The sequence below is a fragment of the Janthinobacterium sp. SUN128 genome, from assembly GCF_030587275.1.
Classification (GTDB): domain Bacteria; phylum Pseudomonadota; class Gammaproteobacteria; order Burkholderiales; family Burkholderiaceae_D; genus Janthinobacterium; species Janthinobacterium lividum.
Map to the genome: position 1 here is coordinate 117,470 of NZ_JAPWHY010000006.1, position 13,176 is coordinate 130,645.

Here is a 13,176-nt window from a genome sequence, read left to right on the forward strand (position 1 = left end):
AGCTGGCCGTTTGCCATTCGGAGCACCATGGACTATCGCAAAAAAGTGGCGGCCATCTATCTGCTGGGGTTTTTCGTCGACCTGATCAACATGTTCATCACCAGCGTCGCCTATCCCGACATCGGCCATGCATTGCACGCCTCAGTGGCGCAGCTGGCCTGGATCAGCACGGCCTACATCCTCGGCCTGACCATCGTCATTCCCGCCAGTGCCTGGCTGGCTGCCTATTATGGCAGCAAAACCGTGTTCATGGCATCGTTGCTAACTTTTTTATGCGCCAGCATCGGCGCCGGCCTGGCGCCCTCGATCGAGGCGCTGATCGCCTGGCGCTGCGTGCAGGGCCTGGGTGGCGGCTTGCTCATTCCGCTGGGACAAAGCATGACCTACCAGCTGTATCGGCCTGCCGAGCGTCCCGGCCTGTCTTCCGTCATCATGCTGGTGGGCTTGCTGGCGCCCGCCCTGTCGCCAGCCTTGGGTGGCGTCATCGTCGACAGCCTGTCGTGGCGCTGGATTTTTTACCTGAACGTGCCGTTTGCCGCGCTGGCGCTGCTGCTGGCCGCCTGCTGGCTGCGTCCCGACCCGCCGCGCGCGCAAGTGCCCCGCCTCGACACGGGCGGCCTGCTGGCGGGCAGCACGGCCATCCTTTTGCTGTTGCTGGGCTTGACCATGCTGGGCACGCCGGGCGAGCTGCTGGCCGGCGCCGGCGTGCTGGCGCTGGGCGCCGCCTGCGCATGGGTCTACGTGCGCGGCGCCCTGCGCAAATCCACGCCGCTGCTCAACCTGCGCCTGGCCGCCGAACCGCTGCTGCGCATTGCCATGCTGATGTATTTGCTGGTGCCGGGCGTGTTCATGGGCGTGAGCCTGCTGGCCATGCTGTATCTGCAGGGCGTGCTGGGCATGTCGGCGTCGACGGCGGGCGCCCTGATGCTGCCGTGGGCGCTGGCCTCGTTTGCGGCCATCTCGCTCACCGGAAAAAGCTACCGCCGCGTGGGGCCGCAACCCCTGTTCATCTTTGGTGCGCTGCTGCAGGCGGCGGGCATGCTGATGCTGCTGCGCGTGGATGCGGCCGATCAGCTTTTCTGGCTGGCCGGCGCGTATGCCGTGATGGGCTTTGGCGGCGGTTTGTGCAGCAGCACGGCGCAAAGCACGGCGTTCTTGCGCACACCGGATACGCAACTGAGCCAGGCCAGCGCCGTGTGGAATATCAACCGCCAGCTGGGCTTTTGCCTGGGCGTGGCGCTGCTCAGCGTGCTGCTCAACGGCTTGCTGGCGGCGCAGGGTATCGCCACCCTGGACGACCCTGCCCTGCATGCGCGCGCGGCGCGGGTCTTTCACTGGTGCTTTGCGCTGGCCGCCGCCTCGTGCGTGCTGCCTCTGACACTGTGCATGCGCATCGATAACCGCGCCGTTCTCGACCTTTTACATCACCATGGAGTAACAAAAAAATGAAGACAACGCACCCCTGTTTTGACGACGTGTTAGCCACGCATGTGCTGATCCGCGAGTGGCTTTCGGGCGCAGCCACGGCGCCGGAACATTGCGCTGATTTGCTGGCGCGTTTTTCACCCGCTTTCACGATGGTGTCACCGGGCGGAAAACAGCTCGATCATGCTGGCTTGACGGCGTTTTTCCAGGGCGCCGGCGGCAGCCGTCCGGGCCTCGCCATGCACATCACGGACTTGCGGCTGATCCAGGACAGCGCCGCCGGCGCCACCGTGTCTTACCGCGAATTCCAGTCGCTGCCCGGCGCAGAAAACACCGAGCGGCTATCGACCGTCGTGTATGAGAAAACGCCGGCTGGTAGCCTGCTGTGGCGCCATTTGCACGAGACGTGGGTGGCGCGGGCGGATTGATCTTGCCACGTGGTGGCACGCACGCTGCCTGAAGGACGATGCGCGTATCATGCGGTTCTTGCACTCGGAGAAAACAAAGATGCGCATAGACACGACATCGGACTCGCCAAGCTGGACCAAGGTCTTTGACATTGGTCATGAACTGCGGCAGCTTGGTCCCTTGATGGAAGAAAAATATCCTGATCTCGACTGGGAATTGTTTGTCTGCCTGCGCTGCCTGCCGAAAGACTTGCAACGCAAATTGATCGGCATCGCTTTCTTCACTTTTTTTGCCGCCAGCATCCGGAAATACGAGAAAAAACTCCCGGGACTCCAGCCCGTTTCAGCGCAACTGATCGCCGATGTGCGGCAATGGTGCATCGATAATCAGTGGACGGATTCCGCCGTCTGATCCGCCATGCACACACGGGCACTCAAGTGAGGTCGTGCAAGTCCTTGCGCTGGGCCGGGCCCAGCGTAAATTTCGAAAACGCGACCTCGAGGCCGGCGCGTTCCGGCGTGCAGCACATGGGCCCGACAAGGTAGCTGCTGGCCTCGGGAAATGGCGCCAGGCGCAGCAGCGGCCACAGCTTGCCATCGGTCGAATACTGCACCCGGATCACGCCCTTTTCCACTGTCACGCGCAGCCAGAAACCGTCCGGCATGGCGGGAGCGATGCTGACGGCCCAATCCGATGTGTCCACCGTCAGCACAGTGCTCAACAGTAACTGGCCGTCGGAAAATTCGACGCCGCATTTGATCCAGTTTTCCGCGTCGATGCGCACCATCATTCCCGCCTGGTCGTACAGCGCTGCGTACTGCGCCGCCACATGCAGCTGCGCCGTGAAATCGCCTTCGATTTGCGTGCCGAAAAAATGGCCGCTGTCGCGGATAAACCCATACGCGGTCTTGCGCCAGAAATCCGTGTTGGCATCCGTCGTCACGCGCAATTGCGCGCCGTCGGCGGACCAGTTTTCCGGTGGATTGAGCCAGCTGCCTTGCGTGAACATTGCGTGCCTTTCCGAGCTAAAAAGATCACATAGTTTGCCCCCATCCCAGCGCCTTGTACAGGGCAATCGCATCGATATAGGACGCCGTTTCCGCCAGCAGCGCTTCGCGCCGGATATCGTACAAGGCGCGCTGGTTTTCCAGCACGGCCTGGTAGCTGCCGGAACCGCCCTGATAGCGCGTGCTGGCGATGCCGAGGGCCGCGTTGCCGTGGCGCGCCGATTCCAGCAGGGAGGCCAATCGCGTCTGGTTTTGCGCCAGTTGCGTGACGGCATTTTCCACGTCCTCCTGTGCCAATAACATCGTTTGTTCATAGCGCGCCAGCGCGCCCTGCGCTTCGGCCTGCGTGCCGCGCAAGCGCGCCTTGACGCTGCCGAGGCGGAAGGCCGGATAGCTGACGGAGGGCGCCACCTCGAAGGCGCGCGCGCCGCCGTCGAACACGCCGCTGCCGCGCAGCGCAAAGAAGCCCAAAAAGCCGCCCAGGCTCAGGCGCGGATACAGGTCGGCTGTGGCGGCACCCACGTCTTCGCTGGAGGCGGCCAGCAGGCGCTCGGCGCGCACCACGTCGGGACGCTGCTTGATCAGGCGGTTCACATCGCCGAGCGGCAGCTGGCCCGCCAGCGGCGCCTGTTGCCGTGGCTGAGTGGCCAGCGCGATGGCGCCCGGCGCCTGGCCGCTCAGCACATCGAGCCGGTACTGCGCCTGGCGCAAGCCCGCCTGCAAGGGCGGCAGCATCGCCTCGCTGCGGGCCAGGTTGGCCAGCGCGTTGTGGCGCTCTTCCGGCAAGCCGCTGCCGGCACGGATGCGCGCATCGATCAGGGCGACGGTGTCGCGCCAGCTGTGCACCTGCGCCTGCGTCAGCGCCAGGTTTTGCTGGTAGCCCAGCGCCTCGTAGTAATTGCGCGCCACCTCTGCGGCGATCGTCAGCTGCACTTGCCGCAAGTCCGCCTGCACCGCTTCGGCGCGCGCCTGCGCCGAGCGGCTGATATGGGCCAGGCGGCCGAACAGGTCGATCTCCCATTTCGCGTCGAACCCTACGCGCGTGCTGGCGCTGGCGGCGCGGCTATCGGGTGTGTCCTGTTGCACCTGGCGTTGCCATCCTGCCTGGCTGGTGACGGCAGGCAGCTCATCGAGCCGGCGTTCGTCGAAGACGGCGCGCGCGGCCAGCAGGTTCGCTTGCGCCTGGACGATATCGAGGTTGTGTTCGAGCGCGCTGGCGATCAGCTGCGACAGGCGTGCATCGTCGAAAAACGTCCACCAGGCGGCCTCGCTGACGGCGCTTGCACCGGGTGCGAATTGCGCCTGCTGCGGGCTGGCCAGGGTGATGGCGGGCGTGCCCGGCGTGACATAGGCGGGGCTGACGGCGCAGCCGGCCAGCAGGGGGAAAAGGGAGACAAGATAGCGGTAATTTTTCATGGGGATTCCTTCAGCGCCTGGGACAGGTCGCGCGCGCGCGGCGTGGCATGGTCGGCCGTGTGACGGCGGGCCAGAAAGGTGTACACGGTGGGCAGCACGAACAGGGTGAAGAAGGTGCCGATCAACATGCCCGAGACGATCACCACGCCCAGCCCGAAGCGGCTGTTGGCGCCGGCGCCGGAAGCGAACAGCAGCGGCACCAGGCCCACCACCATGGCCGCCGTCGTCATCAAAATCGGGCGCAAGCGGATCTGTGCCGCCTTGCGGATGGCCGTGATGCGGTCGAGCTGTTCATGTACCTGCAATTCGTTGGCAAACTCCACCATCAGGATGCCGTGCTTGCTGATCAAGCCGATCAGGGTCACGAGGCCGATTTGCGTGTAGATGTTGACGGTGGCGTAGCCGAGCGCCAGCGGAATCAGGGCACCGCAGATCGACAGCGGCACGGTGATCAGGATGATCAGCGGGTCCGTCAGGCTTTCATACTGCGCCGCCAGCACCAGGTAGATGACGACGACGGCCGCCAAAAATGCCAGCAGCAAGGCATTGCCTTCCGTGGCGAACTGGCGCGCATCGGACTGCCAATCGTAGCTGAAGCCCGGCGGCAGGGTCTTGGCGACACCATCGAGGAAGGCCACGGCGTCGCCCAGGGTCACGCCCGGCGCCGGTACGCCCTGGAAGGTGGCCGCATTTTGCTGGTTGAACTGGGTCAGCATGTTTGGCTCGATCTGTTCCGTCACGGACACCACGGCGGACAGGGGCAGCAGGCTGCCGTCGTCGGCGCGTACGTACTGCTGCGTCAGGGCTTGCGCCGTCAATCTCTGTTCGCGCGGGCTTTGCGCGATGACGTCGTAGGCGCGGCCATCCATGCCGAAGCGGTTCAGATAATTCTCGCCCACCAGCACGGCCAGCGATTCGCCGATGTCCTGCATGCGGATGCCCAGGCTGTTCGCCTTGGAGCGGTCCACGCGTACTTTCACGACGGGGTTGTTGTAATCGAGGTCGCTGTCGACGACGGCAAACAGGCCGCTCTCGCGTGCGCGCTGCTTGACGTCTTCCATGGTGCGGAACAGGGTGGCGTAATCCTGCGCGCTGCGCAAGACCATCTGCACGGGCAAGCCGCCGCTCGATCCCGGCAAAGGCGCCAGCTGGAAGGCGAAGATGCTGGTGCCTTCCACGTCGCCCACGGCGTGCTGCAATTCCGCCTGGATGACGGCCGCATTGCGCGAACGCTCGGCCCACGGCGTCAGGTTGATGCCGCCGATGCTAGACGCAGGCCCCTCGCCGCCGTTGATGATCCAGCGCGAGTCCGTTTCGGGGATATTCTTGTAGATGGCATCGAGCTTGTAGGAAAAGCGTTCCACGTAATCGAGGTTGGCATGCTGCGGCGCCTTGATCGCCGTCAGCACGCTGGCCTGGTCTTCCGCCGGCGCCAGTTCGCGCTGTGGCAGCAGGTACAAAAACGGCAGACTGACCATCACCAGCGCGGCGAAACCGGCGCTCAGCCAGCGGTGGTGCAGGGAGCGGTCCAGCAGGCGCGCATAGCGCGAGGTCAAGCCTTCGAAGAAATGCTCGGCGGCGCGCGCCATGCGCCCTTCCGTCTGTTTCGGCTGCAGCAGCAGGGAGCTCATTACGGGAGACAAGGTCAGCGCCACCACGCCCGACACCACCACGGCGCCGGCCAGTGTCAGCGCAAATTCCTTGAACAGTGCGCCAGTCAGTCCCCCCATCATGCCGATCGGCGCATACACGGCAGCCAGCGTGATCGTCATGGCGATGACGGGGCCGGCCACTTCGCGCGCGCCCACCAGAGCGGCCGCCACGGGCGTCTTGCCTTCCTCGATATGCCGGTGCACGTTTTCCACCACGACGATGGCGTCATCGACCACCAGGCCCACGGCCAGCACCATCGCCAGCAAGGTGAGCAGATTGATGCTGAAACCGAAGGCCAGCATCAGCGCCGCCGCGCCCAGCATCGATAGCGGGATGGTCACGACGGGAATCAGCACGGAGCGCAGGGAACCCATGCACAGGTAGATGACGATGACGACGATGAGCAGCGCTTCGAGCAGCGTATGCGCCACCTCGTCGATGGATGACTGGATGAAGCGCGCCGTCTCGAATGCCAGCTCGACCTTCACGCCGGGTGGCAGGGTTTTCTGGATTTCAGGCAGCAGCCTCCTGATGCCGTCGACGATCACCAGCGGGTTGCCGCCTGGCGTGGGTGACAGGCCCAGATACACGGCCGGCACGCCGTCCATGATGCCGCTCGTCTCCGTGGCGGCCGCGCCCAGTTCCACCGTGCCCACATCCTTCAGGCGCACCAGGGCAGCACTGTCATCGCCACCCTTGCGGATGACCATGTCGCGGAACTCCGCCACGCTGGTCAGATCCGTGTTGACGCTGATGTTCGAGACGACGAATTGTCCTTTCACCTTGCCGGGCGCCGCCTGGTAGTTATTGCGCCGCACGGCGTCGGCCACGTCGGCCGCCGTCAAGCCGCGCGCGGCCAGCTTGGCCGGATCGATCCACAATCGCATGGCCAGCTGCTGGCCGCCATACACGTCGACCTTGGCCACGCCGTCGATGGTGGCGAACATTGGTTGCACCACGCGCGCCAGGTAGTCCGTCAGCGCGGGCGCGGACACGCTCTCGCTGGCAAAGCCGACATAGGCGACGGCCGAGGAATCGCCGGCCGAGCGCTCGATGACGGGGTCAAACGCGCCTTCGGGCAGCTTGTAGCGCACCTGGTTGACCTTGGCCATGACTTCCGTCAGCGCCTGCGTGGAGTCGCGGTTCAGCTCCATGCGCACGGTGACCGTGCTGCTGCCCTGCACCGACGACGAGGTCAGGTAATCGATGCCTTCCACCGACGATACGGCTTGCGCAATCGGCTGCGTGACAAAACCCTGCATCAGTTCCGCCGAGGCGCCCGGATACGTGGTTTTCACCGTGATGGTGGACGATTCGAGCATCGGATACTGGCGGATCGGCAGCTGCAGTATGGCGATCACGCCCAGCATCAGGATCAATGTGCTGATCACCAGCGCCAGCACGGGGCGGCGTACGAATAAATCGGTAAATTTCATGGTGGTGGCCTTCCCTTACGAGCCGGCCTTGGGCGCGGCGCGCTTGGCCTCGTCCAGGGTATTGGCCACGGCTTGCACTGCCATGCCGTCGGCCAGTTTCAGCTGGCCCGAGGCGACCACCCGCTGGCCTTCGCGCAAGCCGTCAAGAATGGCCACGCGGCCCCCGGCCCGCTCGCCCAGTTTCACGCCCACGCGCTTGACGGTGAGCGGCTGTTTTCCTTCCTGCTGCGCGACGAACACGGTGTCGCCATACGCGCTGTAGGTCACCGCCGTTTCCGGCACCGTCAGCTGCTGGCCTGCCTCGCGCGCCACGCGCACATTCGCGTACATGCCCGCTTTCAGCGCGCCGCGGGGATTGCTCAATGCCGCCTGTACCTGCACCATGCGCGAGCGGGCGATCAGCGGGTCGATGGCGTTGATCTTCGCCGTGAAGATGTCATCGGGATAGGCGTCCACCAGCACTTGCACGGCCTGGCCTGGCGCCAGCTTCGCGCTGCTCTGTTCATCGAGGGCGAAGTTCACCATCAGCGACTTCGTGTCGATCAGGCTGGCCACCGTGTCGGCCGCGTTCAGGTACTGGCCCGCGTGCACCTTGCGGATGCCCAGCTGCCCGGCGAACGGCGCGCGGATGGTCTTTTGCGCGATCAGCGCTTCCGTCTGGCGCACGTCGCCCAGGGCTGCGTCGCGCGCGGCCAGGGCCGTGTCGAGCTGCTCCTGCGTGGCCGCCTTTTCCTTCACCATCTGCACCGTGCGGGCATGGCTGCTTTCCGCGTTTTTCAGCTGTGCGCGCTGGCGCAGCAGGGCCGCCTGTTCCGGTGCGTCATTCAGCTGCACCAGGATGGCGCCGGCCGGCACGGTCTGGCCCGACTCGAAGCGGATCTGCGTGATGCGCCCGCCCGCCTCAGCCGCCACCTGCACCTGGCGCGCCGCTTCCAGTTCGCCCACGCCGGCGAAGTAGCGTTCCTGCGTGCCCAGCACGACGGGGACCAGCGCCACCTTGGTGGCAGGATAGGCGGCGGCATCGGCCGCATGCGAGTCGGCACGCGGATACAGCGCGGCACCGGCGACGGCCAGGGCGATGGCCAGCGCGGAGGCGCCGACGATTTTCGTATTCATGATGAAGTCCTTTACTGCAGTCAAAGGGAGAAGAGGCGCAGCGGAGGCTGATCAGGTCCGCTGCGCGTTGAAAAGTACAAACAGGGCGATGGTCCACAGCAGCAGCACCAGATGCGTCGTCTGCAAGCCTTCCTGTGCGATCCAGTAGCCGAACCACAGGCCGCCCAGGTGCATCAGCAGCAAAAATGCGGCCATGGCGCACAAGGCCAGATTTAGCCAGGGCAAGGCAGCGGCCAGGCCGTCGCCAGCAAACAGCGCCACGCCCGTCCAGGCGGCGATGGCGGCCAGCAGTTGCAGCGCCAGCACCACGCCCAGCGACAGCCGATGCAAGCTCAAGGATGTGAGCGCGCGGCGCAGCAGCGGCGTCTGGATGGTCGGGTCCTGGCGCAGCGGGTCCATGCGCATGGTGTTGCCGATGGCCCAGACGGAGCCGTGGAAGGCGTGCAAGTTGTTGATGGCGGCCAGGGTGAGCCAGATGGCCAGGCCGGTAGCGAGGATGGCGTGAAACAGCCAGATGGAGTGCTGCAGCTGCATGGGATTCCAGTCCAAAGAGTGTCTTGCTGGCACGCGGACGTGGAAACTCCTCGACAGCGGGGAGCTACCGGCCTATTATGCAAGCAATTAGTTGGTTAACTGGCCCCATGATAGTTGAGCGAAATGAATTACACAAGTAAACGTTTGGATAATAGCGAGGCGCCGCAAACGACGGAGCGCATCCTGTATTTCATCAAGACCAAGGGACCCGTCTCCACGGCGACCCTGGCCAAGACGCTGGACATGACGGGCGAGGCGGCGCGCCAGCAAGTGCAAAAGCTGGTGGCGGCGGGCCTCATCGAGGGGCGCCAGGAAGCGCAGGCGGGCGCCGGCCGGCCGCGCCAGAACTGGGTCTTGACGGAGGCGGGCAATGCGCGCTTTCCCGACACGCATGCGCAGTTGACGATCAAGCTGATCGGCTCGGTGCGCCAGCTGTTCGGCGAAGCGGGACTGGATAAACTCATCACCCAGCGCGAGGAGGAAAGCCGCAGCGCGTATGCGTTGGCGTGCTCGGCGCCGGATTTGCCCACGCGCTTGCAGCAGCTGGCGGCCGTGCGCGATGAAGAGGGCTATATGGCGCGCGTGGAAGCGGACGGCGACGACTGGCTGCTGATTGAAGACCACTGCCCCATCTGCGCCGCCGCGCGCACCTGCCAGGGCTTTTGCCGCTCCGAATTGCAGCTGTTCCAGGAAGTGGTGGGGCCAGGCGCCAGCATCGTGCGCGAGCAGCATGTGCTGGCCAATGCCATGCGCTGTGTCTACCGCATTTCTGTCTTGCCCTAAGCCTTGGGAAACAGGGGCCAGGTGCACAGCGCCACCAGCCCCGCCAGCCACCACACGACGGGCCAACTGCTGGCCGCCAGCAGGTGCGGGATGGCGATCGGCGTAAGGAACAGCCCTACGTAGACCGCCGTGTTTGCCATGCCCAGGGCCGTGCCCGCGTTGGCGCCGCCCGCTTCCGTGGCCAGCTCCGTGTAGGCCACGCCATGCCAGGCGGATACGGCGATGCCGGCAGCCACCACGGCGGCCATCAACAGCCAGCCCGGCGCGTCCAGCCAGGCGATGCATCCAAGCACAATGAACGAGGCCAGCGCCACCAGGGCCGAGCCGCGCAGCCAGGCGGGCCGGTTCGCGTGGCGGTCCGTATGGCGTCCGCTCCAGATGCGCATCACCATGGCGCCCGCCTGCAGGGCCACCATCACGGCCGTGATGGCCGCCAGGCCCAGGTGGCCATGGTCGTGCAGGAAGACGGTGGCGAAGCTGAGCACGGCAAATTGCGGCACGCACAGCAAGCCGATGGCGGCCACCATGCGCCAGACTTTACGATTCCGCAAGGGCGGCGCAGGCTTGACCTCCATCAGGCCCGTGGACGCGTTGTGCGGGCCCGTGGCAGCCTCGGCAGAGAAATCGGGCTCATACATCCAGCGCCACGTAAAAAACGCCGACAGGGCGCATACGAGGGCCAGGGCGCCAAACACGGGCATGAAGCCATAGCGCGATGCCAGGCTGGGCAGGACGAGGGCGCCGAGACCGCCGCCCAGGGGCACGGCCGTCTGGCGGATGCTCATGGCGAAACCCCGTTCGCCGGCGCCGAACCAGCGCATCACGGCGCGCCCGCTGGCGCCATTCACGCTGCCGCCCAGCACGCCGACCAGCGCCAGCCCGGCCGCCAGCGCCCATAGCGGTGGCACCGTGCCCTCAGTCGGGGTGATCCATAGCAGCAAGGTCAATAGTGCCAGCATGGTCCCCAGCAAGCCGGTCAGCAGCACGGGGCGGTCGCCCCAGCGGTCGGTGGCCATACCCCATGGCAATTCGGTCAGGGCCACGCCCAAGCCCATGGCGCCCAGCGCCACGCCCAGTTCCGTATTGCTCAGGTGATAGCCGCTGCGCAGCCAGATGGCCGTGGTGGGCATGCCGTTGGCGGCGGCGGAAAAGCTGGCATTGGCGGCCACGCCGACGGCCAGCACCTTCCAGCGGTGGGCATCGCCCAGCGCGGGCGCGGTGACGGGGACAGGAACAGGAACAGGAACGGTTGGGCAGCTGGTGGTCATGGCATGGACGGGAAAGTGGTTGACCCTGACAGTGTTGCGCAGTACGATCGTTCTGAATATCAGATAATTTACCAGTCACCATCCCATAAAACAGGACAATCTCCGTCACGCCATGAGCTTGCTGAATTTCGACATCGCCTTCTTGCGCAGCTATGTGGCTGGCATCGAGCTGGGCAGCTTTGCCCGCGCGGCGGACAAGGTGGGCCGTTCTACCTCGGCCGTCAGCGCGCAGCTGAAAAAACTCGAGGAGCAGGCTGGCGCACCCCTGTTCCGCAAGGATGGCCGGGGACTGGCGCTGACGCCGGCCGGCGAAGTCTTGCTCGGCTATGCGCGCCGTTTGCTGGAACTCAACGACGAGGCGGCCGTCGCCTTGCGCGGCGCGGAACTGGAAGGCTGGATCCGGCTGGGCCTGCAAGAGGATTTTGGCGAAGCCTTGCTGCCCGACGTGCTGGGGCGCTTTGCCCGCGCGCATCCGAAGGTGCGCATCGAGGCGCACGTGGCGCGCAACACGGCCTTGATGCAAGGCCTGGCCATGGGCCAGCTGGACCTGGCCCTGCTGTGGGGCGGCGCGTGCATCGCCGACGTGGCCGAGTATCCGTCGCAGCAGCGCCAGCATATTGCCGAACCGGCCATGCGCTGGATCGCCTCGTCCAGCCTGGCCTGGCGGCCCGAGTCGGGCGAACCGTTGCCGCTCATTGCGTTCGACCGCGACTGCCTGTTCCAGCGCTGCGCCACGCAGGCGCTGGACCATGCCGGCATCGCCTGGCGCACGGCGTTTACCAGCCCCAGCCTGGCCGGTCTGTGGGCGGCGGCGGCAGCCGGGTTGGGCGTGACGGTGCGCACGGGCCTGGGCTTGCCCTCAACCGTGCGCGCGCTCGATCACGTGGCGGCGGGCTTGCCCGCCCTGCCCCCGTTGTCGCTGGAGCTGCTGCGCGCCTCCAGCGTGTCGAGGCCGCCCGTCGAGCGGCTGGCTGGCTTGATCATCGAATCGCTGCAGAATGGGGCGATTGAAAACGCCTGAAATTCAAGTGCGCGCAATCAACACCTGCACGGGCGCCATGGGGAAATCGCTGGCGCTGTATTGTTCCACTTCCTGCCAGCCCGTGTCGCGCAGCAGCTGCGCCAATTCTCCCTGGCGCGTCACCGTGCGGTCCAGCATGCGCATCGGCAAGTAATACGGCAGCACGCGCGCCGCGTCGCCCGGTGCCGGGGCGATTTCCGCCTGCACGCAGACGAAGACGCCTCCGGGTTTCAAGGCTGCATGGATCTTGCGCAAGGCCGCTGCCATGTCGGGCACGAAATGCAGTACGGACGAGCACCAGATCAGATCGTAGCCACTGCCGATATCGTCGCTGTCCAGGTCGCCACCCAGCGTCTCCAGCCGGTCCGATAGTTGCGCATGGGCGATGTTGGCGGCCGCCACGGCCACCGTTTCCGGCCAGTCGAAAACGCAACCGTGCAAGCCCGCATGGGCTTGCGCCAGCGCAATGGCAACCCAGCCCGGGCCGCCACCCACATCAAGCAGGCGCAGCGGCGTGAGGCCGTCTGCAAACGGGGCGATGCGCTGCATCACGGACAGGGCTGCGCGCATGGTGACGGCGCGTTGTTCCTGGCCAATTTGCTGCTGCGCGGCAGCGGCCCAGTTGACCCCATTTGCCGTGCTGTATGGTGCGGCTTTGCCACCCTCGCGCACCAGCGTACTCAGCTGCGTGGCGAAATGGCGCAGCGCATGCAGCCGGTACAGCCAGGCGTCGCCGCAAAAGGCCACGGAGGTGCGGCAGAAATACTGCAAGGTGGCGGCCGTGCAGCGGTAGCGCTGCGCCTCGTCATCGGCCGCATCGCGTTCCAGCATCTGCATGCTCCAGAGTAATTCCAGCAGCAGGGCCGTGTGCGGCGCATGCAGCGACAGGGCCTCGGCCAGCTGCGCCGGCGTGTGCGGCGTGGCCAGCACCTCGAAAATGCCCAGTTCCAGGGCGGCGGCCAGTCCGTCCGCCTGCACGGGGGCGACGGCCAGGTCCCAATATGGTTGCAAGGCGTGTTGCGTGGTGAACGGCATGGCGCTTCCTTTCGACGTGGTGGGCACAAGGTGTGCATCAGCGCTATTTTATGTAACAATGAGAATAATTATCA

General features: G+C 65.6%; 12 protein-coding genes. 5 read left to right on the top strand and 7 right to left on the bottom strand.

The genetic code is table 11. The features are described 5' to 3' along the window. Positions 1-27 precede the first annotated feature (27 nt). The 3 genes from O3297_RS26625 (at position 28) to O3297_RS26635 (ending at position 2,244) form a co-directional block, all read left to right on the top strand. Entirely contained in the window at positions 28-1,449 is a 1,422-nt protein-coding gene (locus O3297_RS26625; protein ID WP_305050917.1) for an MFS transporter, read from the top strand. Continuing rightward, positions 1,446-1,853, top strand: a complete 408-nt coding sequence (locus O3297_RS26630; protein ID WP_305050919.1) for a DUF4440 domain-containing protein — start codon at positions 1,446-1,448, stop codon at positions 1,851-1,853. The genes O3297_RS26625 and O3297_RS26630 overlap by 4 nt, the downstream gene beginning before the upstream one ends. Positions 1,854-1,932: 79 nt before the next feature. Next, positions 1,933-2,244 (top strand): hypothetical protein, encoded by a 312-nt coding sequence (locus O3297_RS26635; RefSeq protein ID WP_305050921.1) that lies wholly within the window; start codon positions 1,933-1,935, stop codon positions 2,242-2,244. A 22-nt stretch (positions 2,245-2,266) separates the two neighbouring features. Here O3297_RS26635 and O3297_RS26640 read toward each other — a convergent pair whose 3' ends face one another. The 5 genes from O3297_RS26640 to O3297_RS26660 are packed head-to-tail and all read right to left on the bottom strand — an operon-like array spanning position 2,267 to position 8,995. Continuing rightward, positions 2,267-2,842 carry a DUF1349 domain-containing protein gene (locus O3297_RS26640; RefSeq protein ID WP_305050922.1) on the bottom strand — a complete coding sequence of 192 codons (576 nt, stop codon included), beginning with the start codon at positions 2,840-2,842 and terminating at the stop codon, positions 2,267-2,269. A gap of 25 nt (positions 2,843-2,867) precedes the next feature. Further along, a complete protein-coding gene (locus O3297_RS26645) occupies positions 2,868-4,256 on the bottom strand; it encodes an efflux transporter outer membrane subunit (RefSeq protein WP_305050924.1) in 1,389 nt (462 codons plus the stop codon). Further along, positions 4,253-7,345, bottom strand: a complete 3,093-nt coding sequence (locus O3297_RS26650; protein WP_305050926.1) for a MexW/MexI family multidrug efflux RND transporter permease subunit — start codon at positions 7,343-7,345, stop codon at positions 4,253-4,255. The genes O3297_RS26645 and O3297_RS26650 overlap by 4 nt, the downstream gene beginning before the upstream one ends. A gap of 15 nt (positions 7,346-7,360) precedes the next feature. Beyond that, positions 7,361-8,461 (bottom strand): efflux RND transporter periplasmic adaptor subunit, encoded by a 1,101-nt coding sequence (locus O3297_RS26655; RefSeq protein WP_305050928.1) that lies wholly within the window; start codon positions 8,459-8,461, stop codon positions 7,361-7,363. Between the two features lie 51 nt (positions 8,462-8,512). Continuing rightward, on the bottom strand, positions 8,513-8,995 hold the full coding sequence (locus O3297_RS26660; RefSeq protein WP_034782667.1) for a DUF2165 family protein: 483 nt from the start codon (positions 8,993-8,995) through the stop codon (positions 8,513-8,515). A gap of 123 nt (positions 8,996-9,118) precedes the next feature. On the opposite strand from O3297_RS26660, the gene O3297_RS26665 reads away from it, so the two are divergent. Continuing rightward, complete coding sequence (locus O3297_RS26665) at positions 9,119-9,778, top strand: metalloregulator ArsR/SmtB family transcription factor (protein WP_034782669.1); 660 nt, start codon at positions 9,119-9,121, stop codon at positions 9,776-9,778. On the opposite strand, the gene O3297_RS26670 is transcribed toward O3297_RS26665, so the two are convergent. Further along, complete coding sequence (locus tag O3297_RS26670) at positions 9,775-11,046, bottom strand: MFS transporter (RefSeq protein WP_305050931.1); 1,272 nt, start codon at positions 11,044-11,046, stop codon at positions 9,775-9,777. The two genes, O3297_RS26665 and O3297_RS26670, sit on opposite strands and share 4 nt — an antisense overlap. A gap of 112 nt (positions 11,047-11,158) precedes the next feature. Here O3297_RS26670 and O3297_RS26675 point away from each other — a divergent pair, with 112 nt between their 5' ends. Next, positions 11,159-12,067, top strand: coding sequence for a LysR substrate-binding domain-containing protein (locus O3297_RS26675; protein WP_305050932.1), 909 nt, complete (start codon positions 11,159-11,161; stop codon positions 12,065-12,067). A gap of 3 nt (positions 12,068-12,070) precedes the next feature. Here O3297_RS26675 and O3297_RS26680 read toward each other — a convergent pair whose 3' ends face one another. Further along, positions 12,071-13,102, bottom strand: a complete 1,032-nt coding sequence (locus tag O3297_RS26680; protein WP_305050934.1) for a methyltransferase domain-containing protein — start codon at positions 13,100-13,102, stop codon at positions 12,071-12,073. Between the last annotated feature and the right edge of the window lie 74 nt (positions 13,103-13,176).